Below are 26,060 nucleotides of genomic sequence, written 5' to 3' on the forward strand. Positions count from 1 at the left end.
TACTCTAATATGTTTTTTAGTGTATCAATATGTTCTTTTGAACCTGTTACAAGTAATGTGTCACCGTGTTGTAGTCTTGTATCACCATGTGGTATTAATGCTTTGTTACCGCGGTAGATTTGAATGACAAGTACATCACCTAAAAACGGGAGGCGGCGAAGCGCAACGCCGTTATATTTATTGCTGCGCAGTTCAACTTCACGTACTGTTTCGTTTGCTGTTGTAATTAAGCGAACGAGACTAGGTTTATCAATAAGTGCACGTAATAAAATACGTGTAGAGTTAATTGTTGAGAATACAGCGATATGTTCTTGCGTTGCTTTTTCTTGTAGAAGTGGATCTTCTACACTTGCAATAACATGTTCAACACCTAGCTCTTTTGCATGTTCTGCCAATAATAAGTTTTGTTCATCATCGCTTGTTGCAACAACGACGCGATCTGCATCAAATGCTGTTTGTTCAGTTAATGATGCGATTGTGATGTCATCTAATTTCACGATAGGGAAGTCATGTGATTTCGCTTCTTCATCATTTATTTTGTTTTGACGCATCATATATAGCGTTACGTCATAATCTTCTCGTTTTAAATCTAGTGATAACGGAAGGGTAATTCTGCTCGCGCCAATAATAGCTACTTTTGGTTTTGGTGTTTCTACTTTTGGGAACATTTTTTTAAACAATATAGGTGCAAAAATACAAGTAATAACTGCGCTTAAAATAAGAGAGGCAGATAAACTTGGACTGATGATCTCCAGTTTTTCACCAATTTGTGCAGCCGCAATAACTAGAGAAAGTGTCGATGTTAATAAGATTGCACTTCCAAGTACGATATTACGTGGATACCATTTTCTTAAGACGAGTGATGGTAAGAGTTTCGAAATAAAGAGTCCTACAATTAAGATTGGAATCATGAGCATGCTAGAAGGTTCTTTGAAAATAGACCACACCTCTAGATTTACACCAACCATTACGAAGAAAATAGGGATGAAGAAACCATAGCCGATAGAATCAAGTTTTTCCACCATATCTTCATTTGGTGATAATAACGATACAAGTACACCTGCTAAGAAGGCGCCTAAAATATTTTCTGCTCCAACAGATTCCGATAACCCAACTAAGATTAAAATGAGTGCAAAAACAGCTCGTGTATCAATTTGTACACTACCAGCTTTTAAACTATCTAAGTATGGAATGTTTTTAAAGCGTTTTGCAATAAAGTAAATGACAATACCGGCACCGAATAGAATAAGTAAGAGCCACATACTCTGACCGCTTTCGGAATTTAATCCGACAAAAACAGCGAGTAAAATCATTGTAACTAAGTCTGCAATAACAGCAACTAATAAAATGATTTGTCCGATTGCAGTTTTTCCTAGGTTGTTCTCTTTTAATGTTGGTACAACAACACCTAAAGAAATAGTTGAAATAATTAAAGTCATGAACATTGCATTATCTACAAATCCTAGCCATACGAATAGTAATGATAGGGCATAAGACAAGATGAAAATAAATAAGAAGATAATGCTTGCTGCTTGAAATGTATTTGGCTCGTTTGTCGTATTCTTTTTCCCTTTTTGTTTAAAGATAGAAAAATCAATTTCTAAACCGCTTAAGAACATAAGGAAGATAAATCCTAATGTTGATAAAACTTGAAGCCATATATCTGGCTCAATAATATTAAACCCACTTTTACCTACAAAGATTCCTGCAATAATTTCTGCAACGACCACAGGAAGTGCTTTTAATTTAAAGCGTTGTAACAAAAGGGGAACGAAAAACGCGATTGCAACGACAACCATAAGTGATAGAACAGAAGTATGATGTTCCATTGCGTTCTCTCCCTTCAAATAAATATAGTACCTATTTAGCCATATAATAGGTAGAAAAGCAACGCATATGGATTCGATTTCATAAAGAAAGACTTTTCTTAACATTTGTCATAATAAGTATATTTTTCATGATTATGCTGTTAATTCCGTAATGTGGATGTAATAGGGGGGGATAAAAAAAGACTGCTGAGGAATCTCAGCAGTCTTTTTCATGTACATTACATTGAGAAGAAGATCCATACAGTTAAACCAACTGTTGCAGTTGCAACGAAGAAACTGTATATCATTGTAAGAATTTGAACTCTTCCTTCTCCTTCTTTTAAATGCATGAACATAATTAATTGTAACAACGCTTGCGCAACAGCCATTATGATAATAGTTGTTAGGACTGTTGAAAGTGGCAATGTTGTGTAAAGTGCCACGTATAACGCTAGAAACGTTAGTGCAAGCGATAAAATAAATCCGAAAACGTGTGACCAAGGGAATCCGCTATGCGCATGTCCGTTTGCTTGGTTGTTATTTTGACCCATTTACGCCACCATCCCGTTCAAGTAAACTAGTGTGTAAATAAAGACCCAAACAAGATCGAGGAAATGCCAGTATAAGCTGATAATAAATACTTTACGAGCTGTAACTGGTGTTAAACCTCGTTTTAAAATTTGGATAATAACACAAATTGCCCAAATGATACCGCCTGTTACGTGGGCTCCATGCGTTCCAAGAAGAACGAAGAATCCAGATAAGAAGGCACTTGTTTGAATTGTTGCACCTTCACCAATATACATAATGAATTCTTCAATCTCGAAGAATAGGAAACCTGCACCTAAAAGTAATGTAAGGACGAACCATCCAAGCATCGCTTTTTGGTTGTGCTTACGCATTTCGTGAATTACGATACCACATGTGAAACTACTTGTTAAAAGTAGTAATGTTTGAATTAAAAGCGTTTTAAGTTCAAACAGTTGCGCTGGTGTTGGGCCATCTGCCGTACGACCAGCAAGGACTAGATAAGAGGCGAAAAGTGTTGCGAACAGCATAATTTCAGCCCCAAGAAAAATCCAGAATCCTAGGATATTCAATCTGCTTTGTTCGGATTGATATTCCAAAGGTAAGCTTTTATCTAAAGCCGCCATGTCATTTCACCTCTCATGCTATATGTTCTGTTTTTTTAATTTCATCAACACTGATATAGTAACCTTCATCATAATCGAATGAACGATAGATTAAGCAAGCTAAAATACCAACTCCACCGATTGCTGCAAGCCAGAACCAGCTAAATACTAATGCGAAACCTGCAAGACCGAAGAATCCAGACGCAATAATAGGCACACCAGAGTTACTTGGCATGTGAATTGGTTTGATATCTTCTGCTGCTGGTGTAACTGTTTCTCCGCGTTTTTTCATGTACCAGAAAGCATCAGCTTCTTTAATTTCAGGAAGCTTCGCGAAGTTGTAATGTTGTACAGGAGAGTGAGTTGCCCATTCAAGTGTACGACCATCCCATGGATCTCCAGTTGTGTCACGTTCACCGTGACGTGCACTCCAAATTACGTTGTAGCAAAGAAGTAGGAAGCCGATACCCATCATTACCGCACCAACAGATGCGATTTGGTTTAGCCATCCCCATCCAAGACTTTCAGAGTAAGTGTACATACGACGAGTCATACCGTCTAAACCTAAGAAGTACATTGGGAAGAAACAGATGTTGAATCCGCTCATAAAGATCCAGAATGTCCATTTACCTAGGCGTTCATTTAACATATGACCAGTCATTTTTGGATACCAGAATGTGAATCCAGCAAGCATAGCGAATACTGTACCTGCGATTAATACGTAGTGGAAGTGAGCGATTAGGAAGTAGCTGTTATGGTATTGATAATCAGCTGCTGCCATTCCAAGCATAACCCCTGTAACCCCACCGACTACGAAGTTTGGAATAAATGCCAATGACCAAAGCATTGGAACTGTAAAACGAATACGTCCTTTATACAGTGTAAACAACCAGTTAAAGATCTTAACCCCGGTTGGAATCGAAATCGCCATTGTCGAAATCGAGAAGAATGAGTTAACCGCTGGACCTGCACCCATCGTGAAGAAGTGGTGAAGCCATACGACGAAACTTAGTAAAGAAATTGCAACCATTGAGTATACCATCGCACTGTAACCGAATAGACGCTTACGTGAGAATGTACTAATGATTTCAGAGAAAATACCGAATGCCGGTAAAATAACGATATATACTTCAGGGTGACCCCATACCCAGAACAGGTTGGCCCATAACATCGGCATACCGCCGCTCGCCATCGTAAAGAAGTGAGCATCGAATAGACGGTCAAATGTCATTAATGCAAGAGCAACTGTTAATACTGGGAAAGCGAAAATAATGATAATTGTTGTAATTAAGATTGACCAAGTAAACATTGGCATTCTCATTAAAGTCATACCAGGTGTACGCATTTTTAAGATAGTAACAAGGAAGTTAATACCGGTCATTAGCGTACCGAGACCTGAAATCTGTAATGCAATTGCGTAGTAGTTATTTCCTACGCCCGAAGTAAACTCTGTACCTGCCATTGGGAAGTAAGAAGTCCACCCAGCGTCTGGAGAACCACCAATTACGAAAGCGATGTTGAATAACATTGCTCCGACAAAGAATAACCAGAAACTTAAAGCATTTAAGAACGGATATGCAACGTCACGAGCACCAATTTGTAATGGTACTACAAGGTTCATTAATCCCATAACGAATGGCATTGCCATGAAAAGAATCATTACTGTACCATGTGTTGTAAAGATCCCGTTATAGTGTTCAGCGTTTAAATAAGTTGTTTCTGGGAATGTTAATTGTGCACGGATCATTAAACCATCCATACCACCACGGAATAACATGATAACCGCAGAAATAATATACATAGCTCCGATTTTTTTATGGTCAACAGTTGTTAACCATTCGTCCCAAAGCCATTTCCATTTTTTATACTTTGTTAGTACGAAAATGATTGCTAATGTCACAAGAACGATAGAAGCGTCTGCACCGTAAATAATCGGGTCACCTGTGACAAAGAATTCATCAAGCTTCACTGTGTTCACTCCAATCTGTTGGAATAATAGCTATTATTTTTTGTTTTTGTAGTAGTTGTAATCACAATATTCAAGTGATTTTGGATCTACATAACTTAAGTGGTGACTAGAGAATGTCATACGACCAACTACACCAGGTTTAACAATTTCGTTGTACTTAGCTTCTGTTAGTTTAGGAGCAGTTTCTTGTACTTCTTTAACCCACTTGTCATATTTCTCTTTAGTTTTTGCTTCAACTTCGAACTCCATGTGTGTGAATCCTTCACCAGAGAAGTTCGCACTACGGCCTAGGTAAGAACCTGGCTTATCAGCTTGTAAATAAAGATCCATAATCATGCCATCCATTGTGTACTTCATACCACCAAGTTCTGGTACCCAGAAAGCATTCATTGGGCCGACAGAAGTCAGTTTGAATTGAATTGGTACACCAGCTGGGATGTTTAAATAGTTAACGGTTTCAATTTTTTCCTCTGGGTAACTGAATAACCATTTCCAGTTTGCAGATGTAACATAAATTTCAACTGGTTTAATATGTTTGGACTCTTTCGGAACCTCTTCCGAAGCATAAGTTGCTTTTACTGTTGGAATCGATAATGCGATAACGATAATAACAGGAACAAGCGTCCAAATAATTTCTAGTAATGTGTTACCGTGTTGTTCAGGTGGCTCATAGTCCATATTCTCTGGTTTTTCACGATAACGAATCAAGATGACTGTAAACAGAATGAATACAATTGCGATAATTAATGACATAAGCAAGAATGACCAAACAATTAAATCATACTGTGCTTTTGCAACAGGTCCTTGCGGATTTAATACTGCGAGTTTTTTATCACAGCCACCGAGGAACAGAAGTAATGATAACGGAAGAAGCGAAGCCAACTTCCAAAACGCTTTCTTTAGTTGCACGATTGAAAATCTCCTTTCTCCTTGGATTGAAACTATGCCAATAAAACAATATAAACCTATTAATTTATAGAAGGCAATAGTTTTTGATATATTGTTAAAAAATAGACACAAATGCACACTTTTTAAGGTGAATATCATTTGTAACTTGATTACATTGTAAACTATTTTCCAGAGAAAAACGTGATTGTGAAAATTTTAAGATAAATAAAGTTATACCAGGATATCCAAGAAATAGAAAAAAGCTATCTTATGATAAGAAAGATAGCTGAATATTTTGTATATTTAGTTTATTTCTCGTGTGACAGTTCGTGGCTGTTCAAGTGTGACAATTTTTTTATATTTAACTTGGTATAAAATGTAACAAATAATCATAAATGGAACGCCGCAATAAAGAGCAATTCTTTGATCTGGAATGAAAGCCAAACTAACAAATGTAATGAAATTGAGCGAGAACGCTACGATTGGAACGAGTGGATAGAGCGGTGTACGATATTTTAAATCATTTATGTCGCCACCATTTTTCACGAAATTTCTACGGAAGAAAAACTGTGAAGCGGCGATTGACATCCAAACTACAACGGCAGCCATTGCTGCAATAGATGTTAAAACTAGAAAGACAGTATCTGCCGCAAATACACTTGTTAGTAAGGACAGGCTAGCGAAAATTAGGCTGAAAATTAATGCATTTAGCGGTACACCTTTTTTAGTTAATTTCGTAAATGCTGGACTTGCCATTCCTTGTTTTGCCATCGCCCACAGCATACGAGAATTTGCGTATAGACCAGAGTTAGCAACGGATAATACAGCTGTAATAATAACAAAGTTCATAATGTCTGCTGCATATGGGACACCGGCTACATCAAATACAAGTACAAAGGGACTTTCGACTAGATTAGCCTCTTGCCATGGGAGTAAACCTACAACAACTGATATCGCTAAGACGAAGAAGAAGAGAGTTCGCCAAATTGTGTTTTTAATTGCTTTTGGAATTGTTTTTTCAGGATTTTCACTTTCGCCTGAAGCGATTCCAATTAATTCTGTTCCTTGGAAGGAGTAATTTACTGTAATCATCGTAAGAAGAACAGCTAATGCACCATTTGGAAATAGCCCGCCATTTTCAGTGAAATTATGAAGCATTGGAGCTGGCTTTCCATTAAAGTCTAGTAGACCGAACATAACAGCGCCGCCAAGTACGATGAAAATAACAATTGTTGCGACTTTTACACTTGCGAACCAAAACTCTGCTTCTGCATATGCTTTTGCTGATAAAGCGTTGACGAGGAAGAGTGCCGCTGCAAATGTAACGCACCAAATCCATGAAGAAACGTCTGGAAACCAGCGTTTCATTAAAATACTTACAGTTGTTAACTCTACGCCAACTGTAACAGCCCAATTTAACCAATACATCCAACCGACAACAAATCCAAAACCAGGTGAAATGAATTTGCTTGCATAACTTTGGAATGAACCTGCTTCTGGCATAGCAACGGATAATTCACCAAGACATAACATCGTTAAATACATAACAAATCCACCGACTAAAAATGCAAGAATAGCACCACCAGGTCCGGCATTATGGACAATTTGACCAGATCCCATAAATAGCCCGGTTCCGATAACACCGCCGAGTGCAATCATAAATAGGTGTCTACTTTTCATTGTTCGTTTTAAATCTGTTTGTTCAATTTGTTGATTCATATGCCCTCACCCCGTATTTTCTTGAATGTGTGAACTTCGTTTTATTCTGAGTTTTTAATCATTAGTGGGGGATGCAACACACACTCGGTTTATTTGCTATGAAATGAATGGAGTATGTAAAAAAAGAACTATGACTAAATACTCTAAGAATGTTTGTTAACATGGTGATATCTTCACTATGTTAACAATTTTGATTTTAGCAAAATATTCTGGAAATGTATATTCATTTTTCTTTTTATTAAAAATAATTAGAATTTTTATAATTCATTCTATGAGCGATAATTCACATGATCTTTCTAGCAAACTAGTAAGAAGAAGGGTACAATGATAAGAGTTGTGTCTGTAAAATAATAATTAATGGAGTTTTGTTTATAATGAAAAAGTTAAAATATCTTTTTGTTTTTGGGATTATAATTGCTGCTGCGTTTTTTATAGGGAAAGATAAAATCATGCAAAAGGCGCAAGTTCTACGCCTAGAATTTCTATCTGAAATGAAAGAAGCAGCTATGATTGAAGATGTTCCGTTTATTAAACAATTACCAGAATTACCTCGAGGATGTGAAGTGACAAGTTTAGCTATGTTGCTGCAATATAAAGGTGTACAAGTAGATAAGATGCAACTTGCTAGCGAAATTCATCGTGTTCCATTTGAACAAAATGGTTTGCGTGGAAATCCTTACGAGGGATTTGTGGGAAATATTTATACAAAGGCAGAGCCTGGATATGGTGTGTACAATAAACCAATCTTTGATTTAGCAGAAAAATATGTTCCTGAAAAAGTAATTAATTTAACAGGTAGAGACATGCAAGATATATATAAAGTAATTAGTTCAGGCTCTCCGGTATGGGTCATTATTAATACGACGTTTAAGCCGCTAGCTGAAAGTAGTTTTGAAACATGGAATACGAGTTCAGGCGAAGTGAAAATTACATATTATGAGCATAGTGCAGTAGTAATTGGATATGATCAAAACTTTGTATATGTAAATGATCCTCTTAAAAATAATCCACGTTTGGCTGTTCCGCGAGCAGAATTTGAGAAAGCTTGGGAGCAAATGGGAAAACAAGCAATTACTATTTTATAATAATGAAAAAGTCATCTTTTGGATGGCTTTTTCTTTTTAGTTTATCATCACTGAAAATTCAGAACATTCTTTTAAAAGTTAACAATTCACGTTATAATAACATTTAACTTGGTGAAGAAGGGGAGAAGAGAAATGGATGTTGCAAAGGAACTTGTTTTGTTAAAAAATCAGTTAGTTGAGTGGAGAAGGCATTTTCATAAGTATCCAGAGTTATCTTTTCAAGAAGAAAAAACATCGCAGTTTGTGTTCGATATACTTCGGAAATTTCCATGTTTAGAAGTGTCACGGCCGACTAAATATAGTGTGATGGCAAAGTTAGTAGGTAAACATCCGGGCAAAACAGTTGCGATTCGCGCCGATATGGATGCTCTTCCTATTCATGAAGAAAATGAGTTTGATTTTATTTCTACATATAAAGGTGTAATGCATGCATGTGGTCATGATGGACATATAGCGATATTACTTGGGGTTGTATATAAGTTAGTAGAAGAAAGAGAGAAGATTAAAGGGGAGATTCGTTTTCTATTCCAACATGCTGAAGAGAATTTTCCTGGTGGTGCAGAGGAGATGGTTGCTGCAGGTGTAATGGAGGGTGTGGATTATATTATTGGTGCTCACCTTTGGGCGTCGTTAGAGGTTGGGAAAATAGGTGTTATTTATGGTCCTGCAATGGCTGCACCGGATGTTTTTAAAATTAAGATAGAGGGAAAAGGTGGACATGCTGGAATCCCTCATGAAACGGTGGATAGTATTGCAATCGGAACACAAGTCGTTTCGCAACTTCAGCAAATTGTATCTCGCCTCACGAATCCATTAGATTCTCTCGTAATATCTGTTACGCAATTTCATGCGGGGACAACTCATAATGTAATACCAGAGCAAGCCGAGATTGAAGGGACAGTGAGAAGTTTAAGACATGAATTACGAGGTGAAACAGAGAAGAAGATTGAGCGGATTGTGAAGCATATTACGGAATCTTACGGAGCGAAATATACATTTTCATATGAATATGGGTATCGACCAGTTGTAAATGACTATGAAGCTACAGAGCTTATTGAACAAACGGCCTTACAACTTTATGGAAGGGATAGAGTTGTTCGTTTACAGCCGACGATGGCTGGAGAAGATTTTTCAGCATTTTTACAAAAGGCACCGGGGACATTCTTTTTTATCGGAGCGGGAAATAAAGAGAAAGGTATTATATATCCTCACCATCACCCTCGTTTTACGATTGACGAAGATGCATTACCGATTGGAGTGGAAGTCTTTGTATCAGCCATTATGAAATTTATAAGTAAAGGAGAATGAGATGAAGAAAATACACATTCTAGCGCTTATCCCAGTTCTTTGTTTAGTAGTTGGGCCAATATTTGCGAATTCAGTTACTCCTTACGTATTAGGGATGCCATTTTTATTATTTTGGGTATTATTATCAGTGTTTATTACATCTTTTTGTATGGGGCTTGTGTACGTGTTTGATCCTGCTAATAAGGAGGATGTAAAATGACTGCATTACTTATCATTATTTTATTTTTGTTTCTCGCACTATTTTTAGGGATTCGGGCACAACATGGAAAAGATATGAATTTAGAGCAATGGTCAGTTGGGGGAAGAGGGTTTGGCACTATTTTTGTTTTTCTCCTTATGGCAGGTGAAATTTATACGACGTTTACATTTTTGGGAGGAAGTGGCTGGGCGTATAGTAAAGGAGCACCTACCTTTTATATTTTAGGCTATGGCGCTTTAGCTTATCTTTTATCGTATTTTTTATTGCCACCGATTTGGAAGTATGCGAAAGAGCATAACCTTGTTTCACAGTCGGATTTTTTTGCGAAGAAATATAGAAGTAAAGCGCTTGGGATTATTGTTTCAATTGTTGGTGTTGTTTCCATCATCCCATATCTTGTTTTACAGTTAAAAGGACTGGGAATTATCGTTTCAGAAGCTTCTTACGGAAGGGTGTCACCTGTTGTTGCGGTTTGGATTGGTGCTATTGTTATAACTATATATGTAATGGTTTCAGGTATACATGGTTCGGCTTGGACGGCCGCTTTGAAGGATATTATGATACTGTTTATCGTTATGTTTTTAGGTATATATTTACCGTATCATTATTATGGAGGATTTCAGCCGATGTTTGAGGCTGTAGAGGCAGCGAAACCGGGATTTTTATCTTTACCTGAAGAAGGAATGAGTATTTCTTGGTTTGTTTCTACTATTATATTAACGGCCCTCGGTTTCTATATGTGGCCTCATACATTTGCTTCTGCTTTTTCTGCAAAAAATGAAAAAGTATTTCGTAAAAATGCAGCAATTATGCCATTGTATTCTTTAGTTTTACTTTTCGTATTTTTTGCAGGATTTGCTGCTATATTACAGGTTCCGGGATTAAAAGGAGGGGATGTAGACCTTTCATTGTTCAGACTTGCTCTTCAAACGTTTGACCCTTGGTTTATTGGAATTATTGGTAGTGCGGGAGTATTAACGGCATTGGTTCCGGGTTCGATGCTTGTTATGGCGGCTTCTACATTGTTAGCGAAAAATATTTATCGAACGATAGTTCCATCTGCTTCAGATAGACAAGTTGCTAAGATGGCAAAATTATTTGTGCCTGTAGTAACGCTCGTGGCAGTTTTATTTACATTTAAAGGAGGAGAAACGATAGGAGCGCTTCTATTAATGGGATACAGTATCGTTACACAACTTTTCCCTGCACTTGTATGTAGTTTGTTTCCACGTCAAATTATTACGAAGCAAGGAGCTATTGCAGGAATGGGAGTTGGGCTATTAGTGGTCGCATATATTACCTTATCTGGTTCAACTATAGCCACGATGTTTCCGAGTTTCCCGCAGTATATAAAAGATTTGAATGTAGGTATAGTCGCATTGTTAATTAATATAATTGTGATGTTTGTAGTCAGTGGATTTACAAAAGGTGTATTTATAAAGAAAAACACTATAATAGTGGAAAAGTAATTCGTTTATCCCGCATTAACAAGCAGTAAGACCCCCACCTCAAAATTCAGCGGAAGCAAAGAAGTTAGGTGGGGGCCCTGCTGCCTGTAAAAGCCCGATTGGTGAGGGTTGATTAAAGTTTTACTTTATTAGAGCTATCTTTGAAAAGAGATAGCTCTTTTTTGTATATATTTTCTTCAATTAGCGGAATCTAACTAAAAACTTGTTGAAAAGGAAGTTAGGTGGGGAAATTGTTAGAGCTTGAAGGTAACTTATTTGAAGTTATGAAAGAAATTAGGGATGAGTTAGGTTCACCTAATGATTTAACAATTAGAGAAGTTGCTCTTGCTGGGAGTTTTACACGTTGTGCGGTTGTGTTTTTATGTGGGTTAACAGACAAGGATAATGTTTATAAATATGTAGTTCGTACTCTTCAATATGAAGAAGTGCAAAATGAAGCGGCTGTCGTTCAGACGTTATTGGATCGTTTTATTTCTATTGCGGAAGTGGGTAAGAAGACAACATTTCCGGATATTATAAATGCGATTTTAGCGGGAGATACAGTTATATTAATTGATAATATTCAAACTGCTATCATTATTAATAGTAGGGCTTGGGAGAAGCGAAGTTTAGAACCACCAGTGACAGAAGATTTAATACGCGGACCGAGAGTTGGATTAAATGAAGATATTAATGTGAATAAAATGTTAATCCGACGCAGCTTACGCGATCCAAAGTTGAGGTTCCAATCTTATATTATGGGGAAGCGATCGCAGAAAGAAGTAACCCTAGTATATATAGAAGATATTATTAATCCTAACATTGTAAAAGAGTTAGATCGCCGTCTTCAATCAATAGTGACAGATGTCGTTTTGGAAACAGGTACGATTGAACAATTAATTCAGGATAATAATTTATCCCCATTTCCACAGTTTTTGAATACAGAGAGGCCTGATAATATTATAGCCTCATTAGCGAAAGGGAAGGCGGCCATTTTAGTAGACGGATCCCCGTTTGCTCTTATTGCACCACTTGTCTTTGTTGATATTTTTCAATCTGTAGAAGATCATTACGAGCGCTGGGTGATTGGAACGTTATTAAGATTTTTACGTATGGGCTCAGGCATAATTGCGGTTTTGTTACCAGCTATGTATGTAGCACTTGTATCTTATCATCAAGGACTTATTCCTTCTAAATTGGCTTATTCAATTGCAGGTGCGAGGGAAGGTGTTCCGTTTCCTGCATATATTGAAACATTAATGATGGCCTTGACTATGGAATTAATACGAGAAGCTGGAATCCGATTGCCGAAACCGATGGGGCAAACGATAGGGATTGTAGGAGGTCTTGTAATTGGAGAAGCTGCGGTAAATGCAGGGATTGTAAATCCGTTTTTAGTTATTATTATTGCAGTTACTGCGATTGCTACGTTTTCGCTTCCTGTATATAGTATTACGATTACGTTCCGAATTTTACTTTTCGTCTTTGTATTAGCTGCAACGGCTTTTGGACTGTATGGGATTATTCTAGCTCTGATCGCACTTGCTATTCATATTACAAATTTAACAAGTGTTGGTATACCGTATACAACTCCCATTGCTCCTGCATTTTATAAAGATTGGAAAGAAGAATTTATTCGCATACCAAAAGCGATGTTGAAAGATAGACCGGAGTACTTACAAACAAAAGATTCTACAATACGTCCAAAGGAGCGAAAATAATTGAAACCATTTGAGTATGGCGATGAAGAGATTGGATCTCGGGAAATTGGGTTTGCGGTATCATCGACCATTATTGGTATAGGGGCATTGTCTATGCCAAGAGATATTGCTAACCAAACTTTATTTTCGGACGGTTGGATTATTTTGCTTTTGGGTGGATTGATCTGTGCAGTTTTAGGTTGGTTTGTGACGAGAGTGGCTATCTTATTTCCGAAACAAAATTTTGTTCAATATACGAGTGCGCATTTGACGAAGCCTGTTGCATACACAATTAGTAGCATTTTAGTATTAACGTTTGCTGCTTTGACAGCGTATGAATCGCGAATGATTTCAGTTATTTCTCAAACGTATTTATTTAGTGATACACCAATACAACTACTGTCTTTTTTCTTCTTATTAGTTGTTATTTATGGAATAGCAGGATCAAGAGCAGCCTTATTAAGGTTAAATGTTTTATTCTTGCCTATTGTTTTAATTGCGATAGTACTTCTTTCTTTATTGAATATAAATTTAATGGAAATAAATAATTTACTACCAGCTTTTCAAACGAAAGTAAGTCAATATGCTGTTGGAGTTAAAAATTCTATTTTTACGTTTATTGGATTTGAAGTAGCTTTATTTTATGCGGTGTTGCTGAATGATAAGACAGCGAAAAAAGCGCCAATGGCAGTCGCGAAAGCGGTGATGGTAAACGTGCTGTCATACATTTTAATTTATGTAACTTGTATTAGTGTTTTTACGTATATGACAACACGTGGATTGACATATCCAACAATTGAATTAGGGAAAGAAATTGAAATTGGTGGAGGATTTTTAGAAAGGTTTGATGCGATTTTTTTTACGACTTGGATTATTACTATTTATAACACTACAGCAATGTATTATGACGTCGCATCTTTATTGTTTTGTGCTATGTTTCCGAAAGTGAAGAAACATATTTTTATTTTCGTAAGTGCCCCAATTATTTTTATGGCGAATATGATACCTAGTAGTTTGAATGCTTTATCAAGTTATGGGACTTATTTAGCTTGGATAGATATGGGGTGTGTTGTGTTAGCACCTTTGCTCGTTTTAATTGTATATAAAATAAAAAGAAGGAATGGTGGAAATGAAACACCTTCTTAAAATTATAATGGTTATGGCTTTAACTGGATTTATGAGTGGGTGTTCTGAGTTAGAAGAGATAGAAGAAAGAGGATTTGTAGTAGGAGCGGCTTACGATATCGTGAAGGAGAAGAAAGCGAATCCAATTATGAAAGGGACCTATCAGATGGTACTCCCCAGTAAATTGTCTCAACAGGGTGGACAAGGGGGTGGGGATAGCGAAAATTATATTAATGTTAGTGCAAAAGCAGATAGTGTATTTGAACAAATAAGAATAATCGCTAAAAAAATTAGTCGTACGTTATTTTTCCCTCATATACAGGTGATTATTTTCTCTGAAGAATTACTTTCACATCCATACATTTTACAAAATACGTTAGATGTATATATTCGCGATCATGAGATGAGAAGAAATATTCGTTTGTTCGTTTCTAATAAAAATGCCGAAGCTATTTTAAAACAAAGTGCCAAGCCTGAAAATTTACCGGCGCAGTATATTGATATGTTAGCTGAACACCCTCCGAAAAATGCCCAAATGATTGAGGCTGCAAGAATTGGTGAGGTGCAGGAAAAGATGATCTCTAACCGAAGTTTTGTATTACCTATTCTGGAACTAACAAAACAAGGAGTACAAATGAACGGTGCAGCATTGTTTCGTGGAAAGGATAATAAGTGTGTAGGCAATTTGAGTGGGGAAGAAACAGTAGGGATGAATTATATAATAGGTAAAAAAATTGGAGGTTTTTTTACCATCCGTAAAAAGAATCAACTTATTACATATGAAATTCATAAGTTACGTCGAAAAATTAAAGTATCCACAACGAATGCTACAAAACCAAAGTTTGATATTCATTTATCTCTGGAAGGCACATTGGCTGAGTTGCATTTTAGTGATCATAAAAAGGTTTTGAATGAAAAGCGTTTAGAGAAGGATATATCGGAAGAAATGGAGAAGCGTATTCAAAAATCAATTAAACTTGTTCAAAAAAAATATAAGGTAGATGTACTAGAGTTAGGGGAAGTGTATAAGCGACATAATTATAAAGAGTGGAAAAAGGTAAGTAAGAATTGGGATCAAGGCGAAAATTACTTTAGTAATGCTGAAATTACTGTTCATGTTCATCCAACAATTGAACATTCAGGTTCAGCTTTACCGAAAAGAGTGAAATAAGGTGATGAAAGTTGTTTACTGGATTAGGAATTAGTTGCACGATATTAATGGCAGTTCTTCCAGGAACTATATATTTTATTCATAAAAAACTCACAACGTATGGAGCACAGCCGTGGAATACTGATGTGCAAAAAAAGAAACCTGAATAATTTCAGGTTTCTTTCGTGCAAAGCATATGTGAAGGGGGATACCTTCTATGTATGCTTTGCTTTATACAAGCCCTAACCAATGTACCAATTGTGTAGAGAGGAATGTAACAACAATGGCGATAACGGTAGGGATTGCAAACGATAAGAATGTCCATTTTGCACTTTTTGTTTCTTTGTATATATTAACAAGTGTTGTTCCGCACGGGAAATGAAGAAGTGAGAACAACATTGTGTTTAACGCTGTTAACCAAGTCCAACCATTTTCTAGGAATAGATTTTTAATTTGATTAAAATCATCTATTTCAGTTAAAGCCCCAGTTGATAAGTAAGACATTAATAAAATTGGGATTACAATTTCATTAGCGGGTAGTCCAAGAATGAATGCAGCTAGAATAAACCCGTCAAGTCCTAACATTTTAGCAAATGGATCTAGGAAGTTTACAAAATACATAAGTAAGCTTGTGTCACCGATAAAAATGTTAGCAAGTAACCAAGTTAATGCAGCCGCAGGGGCAGCAACAACTATAGCTCGTTTTAAAACATAGATTGACTTATCGAGTGTTGCGCGAACAATTGTATTCCAAACTTTTGGCTTGCGGTACGGAGGTAACTCAAGTGTGTAGTGAGTTGGAACCCCTTTTAATGCTGTTTTTGATAGTACCCAAGAAACAGTTAATGTCATAATAACACCAATTACAACCATTCCGACTACAACGCCAGCAGTAACCAATGTTTGCATACTGCCTGTATAACCAGCAGCCATAAATAGTGAAGCCATTAAAATTAACATAGGCCAGCGACCGTTACAAGGAACGAAGTTGTTCGTTAAAATTGCTAGCATGCGTTCACGTGGTGATTCAATGATACGTGTTGACATAATGGCTGCTGCATTACAACCAAATCCCATTGCCATTGTTAAAGATTGTTTCCCGTGTGCGCCGGATCGTTTGAATAAGCGGTCCATATTAAACGCGACACGTGGTAAGTATCCGTAGTTTTCTAATAGCGCGAACATAGGGAAAAAGATTGCCATAGGTGGTAACATAACGCTAATAACAGCACCGATACCACGGAACAAACCAAGTATTAAAATGCCATGTAACCATTCAGGTGCATGCGCTGCTTGGAACCAAGATGTTAAATATCCTTCGGCCCATCCGAAGAATTCGGCAATCATATCAGATGGTACGTTAGCGCCTGCAATTGTAAGATAAAAAATAATAGATAAAATACCGAGCATAATTGGGAATCCCCAGATTGGAGATGTGAAAATTTTATCTAGTTTTTCGGAACGATATAATTTATCAGTATTTGTATATTGGACAGATTCTTTACATATGCTTGCAGATGTTCGGTAAATATCTCCGACTATATCATCTCGTATATCTTCTTTTGAAAGTGTTTGTGCATGTTGAATAATATAGTCTAATGGAAGAGCTTTACTGGCTGAGTGAGATTCCATTAATTACGACCTCCCTTACAAGTGGTTCATTATGGTGTTTTTGAAGTGTAGTTAAGAAATTTTTATCTCCATCTAATATACGTAACGCAATCCAACGTGCTGGATACGTATTACCGAACACTTTATAAATTTGTGGTTCTAATTCCTGAATCATATTTTCAATTTTTTCGCTGTAAGTAATTTTAATTGGTGTTGGAATTAGTTTTTTATTTGCTACTCTTGCAATAACATTTAGCAAATGACCAATACCTACTCGGTTACGTGCTGAAATTTTAACGACAGGTACACCAAGTGATTTTGCTAATTTCTTTTCATCGATAACAATCCCTTTTTTCTCGGCTTCATCAATTAAGTTAATGCAAATGACTACATTATTTGTCATCTCCATCACCTGGAGTGCTAAATTTAAATTTCTTTCCATAGCAGTTGCGTCTATAACAACTACAGTTACTTCTGGTTTTTCAAATATAATATAATCCCTTGCTACTTCTTCGTCTGCGGAATTTGAGTATAGTGAGTAAGTTCCCGGTAAATCTATTAATGTATAATTACTTCCGTTATGTTCATATTCTCCTTCAGCTTTTAAAACAGTTTTTCCCGTCCAGTTTCCAGTATGTTGTTTTAAGCCTGTTAAAGTATTAAATAATGTACTTTTCCCTGTATTCGGGTTACCAGCTAAAGCGATACGATGTTTGCTCATCTGAAATCATCTCCTATTAATACCCCGAAAATAAGGGAGCTTTCTTCTTTACGCAGTGCAATAGTTGTGTTGCTCACTTGATAAGCGACCGGATCTCCAAGTGGACTGCGTTGCAATACTTTAATCGTCGCCCCCGGGATAAATCCCAAATCTAATAAGCGTCGTTTCATAGTTCCTTCTAATTGTATCTTCTCAATTTGTACAAACTCTCCTATTTTAAATTCGGAAAGTGGTTTTATATTAGCCGATACCATAAAAGTTACCTCATCTCTATATTTTTAGTTTGAGTTTAAAAAGTTTCCTTAGGTAAACTTTTTGTTAGTAATATAGTAGACTACATTGGATGATGCTGTCAATTGGTACTTTAAAAATATTCATTTAATTTTAGAATTGTTCCAATTTATTTAGTTGTACTAAAAAATATTACTGAAATTATTTTTAATGTGCATAAATTAGGTGTGTAAAAATTACAAAATACAGCGGAATTGTAAATGTAACTTTAATTAAAAGGGAAAAAGAGAGAAAAACATTTACATTGGATTTACATTGTTAAGAATAAATTTACATTACAGCTTAAATGGTGTGGATTTTGTTGGGTTCTTTAACTATAAATGTTGGGATTCCTAGTTTTTAAGGATTATTATCGTCATTTACTTAAAATTAAAAATTGCTTAACACTTACATAATATTATTGTCCTACAATGAATTTGTGTTCGAAAGAAGTAGACAAATGCGAAAAGTGATAATCCAAATGGGGGTACAAGACATGGTTATGAAAAAAGGTATTAAATTTTCTTTAGCAGCTTTAGTGGTAGCGGGTTCATTAGTGGGATGTGGAAAAGCAGAAGAGACATCAGGTAAAGATGCTAAAGGAAACGATAATGCAAAACAAGAATTGTCAGGTACGATAGCAGCTGCAGGCTCTACAGCACTTCAACCTCTTGCAGAGGAAGCCGGAAAGAAATTTATGGAGAAAAATTCAAACGTTTCTATTCAAGTGCAAGGTGGCGGTAGTGGAACTGGAATTAACCAAGTAGCTTCTGGTGCAGTCCAAATTGGTAACTCAGATGTTCCATCTGCAGATAAAATAAAAGATGCTAATAAGGCGAAAGAATTAGTAGATAACAAGGTAGCGGGTATTGCATTCGCACTTGTCGTAAATAAAGATGTAAAAGTTGATAACTTAACAGTACAACAAGTACAAGATATCTTCACTGGAAAAGTAACAAACTGGAAAGAAGTAGGTGGGAAAGATGAAAAAATCAACGTGATTAATCGTCCAGCTTCTTCTGGTACACGTGCTACATTTGAAAAAACAATTATGAAAGACGCGAAAATCAATGATGGAACTGGTACTACACAAGATTCTAACGGTGCAGTAGAACAAGCAATTAACTCTACTCCAGGTTCAGTAAGTTATTTAGCGATGTCTTACATGGTCGGCGAGAAAAAAGGTGCGCTACAAACAGTAAAAATTGATGGTGCTGAACCGAAAGTTGAAAACATTGCGTCTGGTAAATATCCATTTTGGTCTTACGAGTACATGGTAACGAAAGGTGAGGCAAAAGAAGCAACAAAAGCTTACATTGACTATGTAAAAGGTAAAGATTTTGAAAAGCAAGTAGAAGATATGGGTTATATTCCAATGTCTAAATTAAATAAGTAATAAAATTTATGGGGCTGGCTGCAAGGCCAGTCCTGTTCATTTCAATTTATGAAGTGGGGTCTGTCCTGTGATGAAGGGGAAAAAACAAATTAATTACGTAAAAAGTGAATATATAGGAAGATCACTTGTTACGTTTTGTGGTATTTTTATTGTTTTAATTACATTAGCTATTATTGCGTTTATTTGTGGTAAAGGTATTCAATCTTTTACACAAAGTGGTATCTCATTTACTGAGATGTTAACATCGACAAAATGGAATCCAAATGCTGATCAAGGATCCTTCGGGGCTTTAATTTTCATTGTAGGTTCAACGGTGGTTTCGTTAGGTGCGGTCATTATTAGTGCGCCAATTGCTATAGCTCTTGCTATATTCATGAATTTAATTTCGCCAAAGTTTGGAAATAAAGTATTGAAGCCTGTTTTAGAATTATTAGTTGGTATTCCTTCGGTTGTATACGGATTATTAGGGGTTACGATTTTAGTGCCGCTATTACGTGATTCGTTTGGGGGAGTGGGCTTTAGTTTAATTGCGGGTATTGTTGTATTAAGTATTATGATTTTGCCAACTATTGCTAGTATAGCTTCTGATGCAATACGTTCTGTTCCATTTGATTATTTAGAAGCTTCTTATGGTCTAGGGTCAACGAAATGGCAAGCGATTAGCCGAGTAATTGTTCCTGCTGCGAAGAAAGGGATTTTAACAGGTGTTGTTTTAGGTTTAGCACGTGCTTTTGGCGAAGCGCTAGCGGTTCAAATGGTAATCGGGAATACGATTAAATTACCAGAAGGAATATACAGTCCGACAGCGACGTTAACGGGTATTTTAACAATGGACATGACAAATACATTAAACGGAACTGCTTGGAACAATGCGCTATGGACTTTAGCAATGATTTTACTTGTTATTTCATTCCTGTTTATTTTAGTAATTCGAGCGATTGGGCAAAGAGGTGAGCGATAATAATGAATGCAAGAACGGTAAATAAAGTTTGGACAGGTATCTTTTATACGATTGCAGCTTTAGTTGTAGCTTTGCTAGTGTTCTTAGTGTTTGAGATTTTACAAAAGGGATGGGGTTTTTGGGATCCTAATTTCTTGTTTGGAGAACCAAGCAATACAAGAGCTGGTGGTGGGATTGGTCCGCAGTTATTCAATTCCTTCTATATGCTTGTTATAACGCTTATTATATCTATTCCTCTTGGATTAGGTGCTGGAATATATTTAGCAGAGTATGCAAAGCAAGGACGTTTTTTAAACTTTGTTCGTTTATGTATCGAGACAATGGCATCTTTACCTTCTATTGTTGTTGGTTTATTCGGTTTGTTAGTGTTTGTTACAATGACTGGTTGGGGATATACAGTAATGGGTGGTGCCCTTGCTTTAACTATTTTAAACTTACCGGGCTTAACGCGTGTTTGTGAAAATGCGATTTCAGAAGTTCCTTCTAATGTGAAAGAGGCAAGTCTTGGGCTAGGTGCAACGAAGTGGCAAACGATCACTCGTATTATTATTCCGTCGTCATTACCACAAATCATTACAGGTGTTATTTTAGCTGCGGGTCGTATATTTGGTGAAGCAGCGGCATTAATTTATACAGCGGGTTTAACATCTCCGATTTTAAATTCAGCAGCGGACTTCTCAAGTCCTGCTCATCCTTTAAATCCATTTAGACCAGCTGAAACGTTAGCGGTTCACATTTGGAAGTTAAATTCTGAAGGAATTATCCCGGATGCGAAGTTAATTGCGACAAAATCTGCAGCTGTATTAATTATTATGGTATTACTATTCAATGTTATTTCACGCTTAGTAGCATCTATATTACACAAGCGCTTTACAGGAACGAAAAGAAAAAGTAAAACGACGAAAAAGGTAAAAGCGGCATAAATTATAAAGAAGAACTCTCTACTTATAAATAGGGGGTTCTTTTGTATTTTAATTATAGAAGGAAAGGGCGTAACGATTGTTGAATTTGTGATTAATTATATAGACGAACAGATGTAATTTAGATTGTGGATTCTAGTGAATCTCTAGAACGGTATGCGGAAAAAATGATGGATTATATGAGTAGGTAGAGAAAAAGGGTTATCTTCATTCGTGAAGATAACCCTTTTCTTTTAAATATCAGGTGTTTCTGTAGAAGTGCTTATTTTTCTACGGGAGCGTCTTTTTCTCCCGATTTTATCTAATAGTTCATACATAACTGGAACAACTACTAATGTAAGAAGAGTTGAGACTGCCAAACCACCGATGACAACGACGGCTAAACTTTTTGATACCATACTCCCTGCTTGGGATTGGCCAAATAGAAGTGGGAGCATAGCGACGATTGTCGTTATAGCTGTCATAATAATTGGACGTAATCTAGTAGATCCTGCTTCTAGTAAGGCTTCCCTTGTTTCCATTCCGTGTTCCCGATTCTGTTGCACTCTTTCTATTAATACGATAGCGTTTGTAACGACAATCCCAATTAACATTAATGCGCCGATCAAGGAATTTACATCAACAGGTGTTCCTGAAATGATTAATCCTAAAATACCGCCGACAGCAGCTAACGGTAAAGAGAATAGGATTGCAAAAGGAGCGCGTGCTTGCCCGAAGGTGATAACCATAATTAAATATACAATCCCTATTGCAATCCCCATAATTTTGAATAAATCTGTAAAATTCTCTTGCATAGATTCAGTAGCTCCTGCAATATTTACTTTTGCACCACTAGGTAAATCTAAGTCAGTTATCGCTTTATTTACTGCTGTGTTTACTTTACTCAAATCTTCATTTGAAGCTTCGGCTGTAATTTGGATTGTTTCTTTTCCGTCTTTATGGAAAATTTCTGTTTGCGTTTGTTTTTCTGAAATAGTTGCGATGTCTTTTAAAGGTATTGGGCCATTAATAGGTGATAGTATGTTTGTATTTAAAATATCTTCTTGTTTATTAATGTTTTCTTTTTTGTGTTCTATCATAATAGTAGTTTTTTCATTATTAATTGTAATTTCGCCAATAGGTGATTTCTTCATAAGGAATGCTACTTGTTGCGCAGCTATTTCTGGTGTTAAACCTAGTTGTTCAGCCTTTGTTTGATCAATATGAATTTGCCATTCTTTCTTAGAGTCTTCTAAATTTGTTTTTACTTTAGAAAGATCATCCATGCTTTTTAGTTTTGTTTCAACGATAGTAGCCGCCTGTTTTAAATCCGCTTCGTTAGTAGCTGTTACGTTAAATTGTAAGTTATTGCCGCCGCCAGAGCTTGAATAACTTGTTTTTATATAATCAAGTTCAGCAGGCTCAAAAGTTTTATTTTCCTTTTTTAACTCTTTAATATATTGATCAATATCAGAACCTTTTTTAAAGACTACGAATATACTAGCGAGGTTATTTTTAGTTGTTTGCCCCCATTGTGCATCTTCTGCGCTAGATCCCATTCGTAAAATAACGTCTGTTATATCCGAATTAGAAAGTAATTTCTTTTCAAAATCAAATGCTTTTTGTTTTTGAGATTCAGCATTATAATCGGCTGGAAATGTCATGTTAATAGATAACATTGTGTCGTCTTCAGATTTTATGTTTGCTTTCGGTAGTAATATATAGGCCGCAATTGATCCTGCAAATAATAAAAATGAAGTAAGTAGAATAATGAATTTATGAGAAAGAGCCCACTTTAATGTAGCGACATATCGTGATGAAGAACTTGGCTTTCGATGCTTTGTTTTTTTGAGTAGTAAAAAAGCCATAAGTGGAACAACTGTTAGTGCAACGATTAAGGATGATAGTATAGAATATACAACTGCTAATACCATAGGTAACATTAATTTTCCGATTGCTCCTGATACGAGGCCGATAGGTAAAAAAACAGCGACCGTTGTTAAAGTAGAAGAAGTAATTGCGACTGCGACTTCTTTCGTTGCATCGAGAATGATATCTTTAGAGAAAGAATCTTTTTGTAAACGGCGGAAAATATTCTCGATGACAACGATACTATCATCGACGAGACGTCCAACCGCAACAGCTAAACCACCGAGGGTTAAAATGTTAAGCGTAATGTTAGATTGATGTAGTAAAAAGAGTGTTAATAAAATAGATAATGGAATACTGACAACAGCGATGAGTGTTGTTCGGAAGTTACGTAAAAAGATTAAGATAATTAGAGTTGCAGCGATTGCTCCAAGTATTACTTCTTTTCCCATGCTAGTAACAGCATTTTCAACTTGTTCATGGGTTGAAGCCAAAAGTTTAATAGAAAATTGATCTTTATATTCCTTATCTATCTCTTTAACTTTTTTATCAATCTCTTTTCCAATGGCAACTGCATTTTTACTCGGTTCTTTCATGATGATTAATCCTGTGCCTTCTTCTCCGTTTATATGTGAAATTGTATCGTAGTGTTGTTTAATTTCAATTTGAGCAATGTCTTGCAATTTCACTTGGGGTGCCACAGTGATGTTTTTAATGTCATTTACATTTTTTATGTCCCCAATGACGCGGAGGTTGTATTCTTCCTGATTAACAGTAATTGCCCCAGCTGGAGTAGAAGTTTCTTTTCCTTGTAAAACAGTTAGTACCTGCTGTGATGTTACGTTTTTGTTTTTTAATTGGTTCGGATCAAGTACGATAGATAATTCAGAGGTGGATTTTCCGAAAAACATAACGTTGGCAACACCATCAATGTTTTCGAGTTGTGGTACGATTTCTTTTTCAATTTGTTTTTCATCTGCTTTTGAAAAACCGTTTTGTTTCTGGATAGTAATTTGAGCGAGTGGAATCATAGAAGTGTTTAATTGACTAACTACGGGCTTGGTTACATCTTTAGGTAATTTAATTGTATTGACGGCTTTTTCGACTTCGCGTGCTGCATCTTTCATGTTTGCTTTTGATGTATACGCAATGTCGATACGTGATAATCCTTCGTATGTAGAAGAAGTAATGGTGTCGACGTGTTCTAAATTGCGAAATTGTTTTTCGAGAGGATCAGTTACATCCTTTGTCATCGTTTCAGCGTCGAGTCCTTGAGATAAGGTTGTGACGGTAATTGCCGGATTGTCGATACTTGGTAAAAATTCCATAGGTAATTTAGAGCCGGAATAAACACCGAGTATGGAAATGAGAAAGATCATGATGATAATGGCAGCTCGGTTTTTTAATGAAAACTTTGTTAACCTATCCATAAAATAATTCCTCCATTGGTTTATTTATAGTTGAGTGCGTCCTTTCTTACTATATAACAAAAAATGGATATTTTTCATTAATTAAATGTAAAAAAATTCTAACAATGCCCTTAAGTTTATATTAGGATTGGAATGTTGTTAATTTGTAGGGGGAATTTTCGAATGAGAAGGAAGAGGATAATGCGCGCGAGTGGCTGTTTAATATAGATGGGATTTTTTCTTACGGCTAATTTGTATAGTTATTTTATAGAAGGATAATTATTATAAACCTTAATATAGAAGAGAATGAAAATTTGGGAAGGCATTGTGAAATTCAATTTTGTTGAATGAAGTGTAGTAGTATACAATCAGAATAACTATTTTTAGTAGAGAGGATAATAGTTATTTCTATATAAGAAAGTAGGGTAGATAATTTTTTTATATTTTTATAAAAAAACACTTGTTATTTAAAAATTGTGATGGTATATTAATAAACGTCGCTGATGAGGAAACGCAGAAAACGACAAAAAATAAATTTTAAAACTTAGTTGACATCGAAAAATGAAGATGTTAATATGATGAAGTCGCTTCTGAAGCGGCGGACAAGTTCTTTGAAAACTGAACGAAACAAACAATGTGAAACGTCAATTTTTATTTTAGATGCTAGACAAACTAACTTTATTGGAGAGTTTGATCCTGGCTCAGGATGAACGCTGGCGGCGTGCCTAATACATGCAAGTCGAGCGAATGGATTAAGAGCTTGCTCTTATGAAGTTAGCGGCGGACGGGTGAGTAACACGTGGGTAACCTGCCCATAAGACTGGGATAACTCCGGGAAACCGGGGCTAATACCGGATAACATTTTGAACCGCATGGTTCAAAATTGAAAGGCGGCTTCGGCTGTCACTTATGGATGGACCCGCGTCGCATTAGCTAGTTGGTGAGGTAACGGCTCACCAAGGCAACGATGCGTAGCCGACCTGAGAGGGTGATCGGCCACACTGGGACTGAGACACGGCCCAGACTCCTACGGGAGGCAGCAGTAGGGAATCTTCCGCAATGGACGAAAGTCTGACGGAGCAACGCCGCGTGAGTGATGAAGGCTTTCGGGTCGTAAAACTCTGTTGTTAGGGAAGAACAAGTGCTAGTTGAATAAGCTGGCACCTTGACGGTACCTAACCAGAAAGCCACGGCTAACTACGTGCCAGCAGCCGCGGTAATACGTAGGTGGCAAGCGTTATCCGGAATTATTGGGCGTAAAGCGCGCGCAGGTGGTTTCTTAAGTCTGATGTGAAAGCCCACGGCTCAACCGTGGAGGGTCATTGGAAACTGGGAGACTTGAGTGCAGAAGAGGAAAGTGGAATTCCATGTGTAGCGGTGAAATGCGTAGAG

21 protein-coding genes and 1 rRNA gene are annotated in these 26,060 nt (G+C 36.5%); 12 read left to right on the plus strand and 10 right to left on the minus strand.

Going from position 1 to position 26,060, the window contains the following annotated elements:
- The 6 genes from HMPREF1014_RS26540 to HMPREF1014_RS26565 form a co-directional block, all read right to left on the minus strand.
- The coding region (locus HMPREF1014_RS26540; RefSeq protein WP_000399960.1) for a monovalent cation:proton antiporter family protein at positions 1-1,829 on the minus strand (1,829 nt) is incomplete at its 3' end.
- 218 nt (positions 1,830-2,047) lie between these two features.
- Entirely contained in the window at positions 2,048-2,359 is a 312-nt protein-coding gene (qoxD, locus tag HMPREF1014_RS26545; protein ID WP_000531386.1) for a cytochrome aa3 quinol oxidase subunit IV, read from the minus strand.
- Positions 2,360-2,962, minus strand: a complete 603-nt coding sequence (gene qoxC, locus HMPREF1014_RS26550) for a cytochrome aa3 quinol oxidase subunit III (RefSeq protein ID WP_000729317.1) — start codon at positions 2,960-2,962, stop codon at positions 2,360-2,362.
- A gap of 13 nt (positions 2,963-2,975) precedes the next feature.
- Positions 2,976-4,910 (minus strand): cytochrome aa3 quinol oxidase subunit I, encoded by a 1,935-nt coding sequence (gene qoxB, locus HMPREF1014_RS26555; protein ID WP_000762367.1) that lies wholly within the window; start codon positions 4,908-4,910, stop codon positions 2,976-2,978.
- 33 nt (positions 4,911-4,943) lie between these two features.
- A complete protein-coding gene (locus HMPREF1014_RS26560; RefSeq protein WP_001176165.1) occupies positions 4,944-5,819 on the minus strand; it encodes a cytochrome aa3 quinol oxidase subunit II in 876 nt (291 codons plus the stop codon).
- A gap of 282 nt (positions 5,820-6,101) precedes the next feature.
- On the minus strand, positions 6,102-7,517 hold the full coding sequence (locus HMPREF1014_RS26565) for an amino acid permease (RefSeq protein WP_001075752.1): 1,416 nt from the start codon (positions 7,515-7,517) through the stop codon (positions 6,102-6,104).
- A gap of 374 nt (positions 7,518-7,891) precedes the next feature.
- On the opposite strand from HMPREF1014_RS26565, the gene HMPREF1014_RS26570 reads away from it, so the two are divergent.
- From HMPREF1014_RS26570 to HMPREF1014_RS31770, 8 genes are all read left to right on the plus strand, one after another.
- Positions 7,892-8,602, plus strand: coding sequence for a C39 family peptidase (locus HMPREF1014_RS26570; RefSeq protein WP_000734482.1), 711 nt, complete (start codon positions 7,892-7,894; stop codon positions 8,600-8,602).
- A 132-nt stretch (positions 8,603-8,734) separates the two neighbouring features.
- The gene (locus HMPREF1014_RS26575; protein ID WP_000382089.1) at positions 8,735-9,910 is read left to right on the plus strand and encodes an amidohydrolase; all 1,176 of its coding nucleotides are present in this window, start codon (positions 8,735-8,737) and stop codon (positions 9,908-9,910) included.
- Position 9,911: 1 nt separating this feature from the next.
- The gene (locus HMPREF1014_RS26580) at positions 9,912-10,109 is read left to right on the plus strand and encodes a DUF3311 domain-containing protein (protein WP_000719833.1); all 198 of its coding nucleotides are present in this window, start codon (positions 9,912-9,914) and stop codon (positions 10,107-10,109) included.
- A complete protein-coding gene (locus HMPREF1014_RS26585; protein ID WP_000125934.1) occupies positions 10,106-11,578 on the plus strand; it encodes a sodium:solute symporter family protein in 1,473 nt (490 codons plus the stop codon). Before HMPREF1014_RS26580 ends, HMPREF1014_RS26585 begins: the two co-directional genes overlap by 4 nt.
- A 221-nt stretch (positions 11,579-11,799) precedes the next feature.
- Positions 11,800-13,278 (plus strand): spore germination protein GerLA, encoded by a 1,479-nt coding sequence (gene gerLA, locus HMPREF1014_RS26590; protein WP_142238230.1) that lies wholly within the window; start codon positions 11,800-11,802, stop codon positions 13,276-13,278.
- On the plus strand, positions 13,279-14,403 hold the full coding sequence (gene gerLB / locus HMPREF1014_RS26595) for a spore germination protein GerLB (protein ID WP_000802004.1): 1,125 nt from the start codon (positions 13,279-13,281) through the stop codon (positions 14,401-14,403).
- Positions 14,387-15,553, plus strand: coding sequence for a spore germination protein GerLC (gerLC, locus tag HMPREF1014_RS26600; RefSeq protein ID WP_000681631.1), 1,167 nt, complete (start codon positions 14,387-14,389; stop codon positions 15,551-15,553). The genes gerLB and gerLC overlap by 17 nt, the downstream gene beginning before the upstream one ends.
- Before the next feature lie 11 nt (positions 15,554-15,564).
- On the plus strand, positions 15,565-15,702 hold the full coding sequence (locus HMPREF1014_RS31770) for a hypothetical protein (protein WP_000493997.1): 138 nt from the start codon (positions 15,565-15,567) through the stop codon (positions 15,700-15,702).
- A gap of 61 nt (positions 15,703-15,763) precedes the next feature.
- On the opposite strand, the gene HMPREF1014_RS26610 is transcribed toward HMPREF1014_RS31770, so the two are convergent.
- Genes HMPREF1014_RS26610 through HMPREF1014_RS26620 form a run of 3 tightly spaced genes read right to left on the minus strand, consistent with a single transcriptional unit; the run spans position 15,764 to position 18,118 of the window.
- Entirely contained in the window at positions 15,764-17,164 is a 1,401-nt protein-coding gene (locus HMPREF1014_RS26610; protein ID WP_000443602.1) for a nucleoside recognition domain-containing protein, read from the minus strand.
- Positions 17,142-17,864, minus strand: a complete 723-nt coding sequence (locus tag HMPREF1014_RS26615) for a FeoB small GTPase domain-containing protein (RefSeq protein ID WP_000033869.1) — start codon at positions 17,862-17,864, stop codon at positions 17,142-17,144. Before HMPREF1014_RS26615 ends, HMPREF1014_RS26610 begins: the two co-directional genes overlap by 23 nt.
- Positions 17,861-18,118 (minus strand): FeoA family protein, encoded by a 258-nt coding sequence (locus HMPREF1014_RS26620; protein WP_000252982.1) that lies wholly within the window; start codon positions 18,116-18,118, stop codon positions 17,861-17,863. Before HMPREF1014_RS26620 ends, HMPREF1014_RS26615 begins: the two co-directional genes overlap by 4 nt.
- 512 nt (positions 18,119-18,630) lie before the next feature.
- On the opposite strand from HMPREF1014_RS26620, the gene HMPREF1014_RS26625 reads away from it, so the two are divergent.
- The 3 genes from HMPREF1014_RS26625 to pstA all read left to right on the plus strand — a co-directional run bounded on the left by HMPREF1014_RS26625 (position 18,631) and on the right by pstA (position 21,414).
- Positions 18,631-19,530 (plus strand): phosphate ABC transporter substrate-binding protein PstS, encoded by a 900-nt coding sequence (locus tag HMPREF1014_RS26625; RefSeq protein ID WP_000245116.1) that lies wholly within the window; start codon positions 18,631-18,633, stop codon positions 19,528-19,530.
- A 70-nt stretch (positions 19,531-19,600) separates the two neighbouring features.
- Positions 19,601-20,491 carry a phosphate ABC transporter permease subunit PstC gene (pstC, locus tag HMPREF1014_RS26630; RefSeq protein ID WP_000676676.1) on the plus strand — a complete coding sequence of 297 codons (891 nt, stop codon included), beginning with the start codon at positions 19,601-19,603 and terminating at the stop codon, positions 20,489-20,491.
- 2 nt (positions 20,492-20,493) lie between these two features.
- Positions 20,494-21,414, plus strand: a complete 921-nt coding sequence (gene pstA, locus HMPREF1014_RS26635; RefSeq protein WP_000994155.1) for a phosphate ABC transporter permease PstA — start codon at positions 20,494-20,496, stop codon at positions 21,412-21,414.
- Positions 21,415-21,644: 230 nt separating this feature from the next.
- On the opposite strand, the gene HMPREF1014_RS26640 is transcribed toward pstA, so the two are convergent.
- Positions 21,645-24,689, minus strand: a complete 3,045-nt coding sequence (locus HMPREF1014_RS26640; protein WP_000375539.1) for an efflux RND transporter permease subunit — start codon at positions 24,687-24,689, stop codon at positions 21,645-21,647.
- 657 nt (positions 24,690-25,346) lie between these two features.
- On the opposite strand from HMPREF1014_RS26640, the gene HMPREF1014_RS26645 reads away from it, so the two are divergent.
- Positions 25,347-26,060: ribosomal RNA gene (locus HMPREF1014_RS26645) — 16S ribosomal RNA — on the plus strand; the annotation flags it as partial.

This window comes from Bacillus sp. 7_6_55CFAA_CT2, from assembly GCF_000238655.1.
In the GTDB taxonomy this organism is placed as follows: Bacteria; Bacillota; Bacilli; order Bacillales; family Bacillaceae_G; genus Bacillus_A; species Bacillus_A cereus.

Bases quoted from the DNA above. Each gene is read 5' to 3' on its own strand.
- qoxD (WP_000531386.1), bottom strand. From the start codon at position 2,359: ATGGGTCAAAATAACAACCAAGCAAACGGACATGCGCATAGCGGATTC.
- qoxC (WP_000729317.1), bottom strand. From the start codon at position 2,962: ATGGCGGCTTTAGATAAAAGCTTACCTTTGGAATATCAATCCGAACAA.
- HMPREF1014_RS26565 (WP_001075752.1), bottom strand. From the start codon at position 7,517: ATGAATCAACAAATTGAACAAACAGATTTAAAACGAACAATGAAAAGT.
- HMPREF1014_RS26570 (WP_000734482.1), top strand. From the start codon at position 7,892: ATGAAAAAGTTAAAATATCTTTTTGTTTTTGGGATTATAATTGCTGCT.
- HMPREF1014_RS26575 (WP_000382089.1), top strand. From the start codon at position 8,735: ATGGATGTTGCAAAGGAACTTGTTTTGTTAAAAAATCAGTTAGTTGAG.
- HMPREF1014_RS26580 (WP_000719833.1), top strand. From the start codon at position 9,912: ATGAAGAAAATACACATTCTAGCGCTTATCCCAGTTCTTTGTTTAGTA.
- HMPREF1014_RS26585 (WP_000125934.1), top strand. From the start codon at position 10,106: ATGACTGCATTACTTATCATTATTTTATTTTTGTTTCTCGCACTATTT.
- gerLC (WP_000681631.1), top strand. From the start codon at position 14,387: ATGAAACACCTTCTTAAAATTATAATGGTTATGGCTTTAACTGGATTT.
- HMPREF1014_RS26610 (WP_000443602.1), bottom strand. From the start codon at position 17,164: ATGGAATCTCACTCAGCCAGTAAAGCTCTTCCATTAGACTATATTATT.
- HMPREF1014_RS26615 (WP_000033869.1), bottom strand. From the start codon at position 17,864: ATGAGCAAACATCGTATCGCTTTAGCTGGTAACCCGAATACAGGGAAA.
- HMPREF1014_RS26620 (WP_000252982.1), bottom strand. From the start codon at position 18,118: ATGGTATCGGCTAATATAAAACCACTTTCCGAATTTAAAATAGGAGAG.
- HMPREF1014_RS26625 (WP_000245116.1), top strand. From the start codon at position 18,631: ATGGTTATGAAAAAAGGTATTAAATTTTCTTTAGCAGCTTTAGTGGTA.
- pstC (WP_000676676.1), top strand. From the start codon at position 19,601: ATGAAGGGGAAAAAACAAATTAATTACGTAAAAAGTGAATATATAGGA.
- pstA (WP_000994155.1), top strand. From the start codon at position 20,494: ATGAATGCAAGAACGGTAAATAAAGTTTGGACAGGTATCTTTTATACG.
- HMPREF1014_RS26640 (WP_000375539.1), bottom strand. From the start codon at position 24,689: ATGGATAGGTTAACAAAGTTTTCATTAAAAAACCGAGCTGCCATTATC.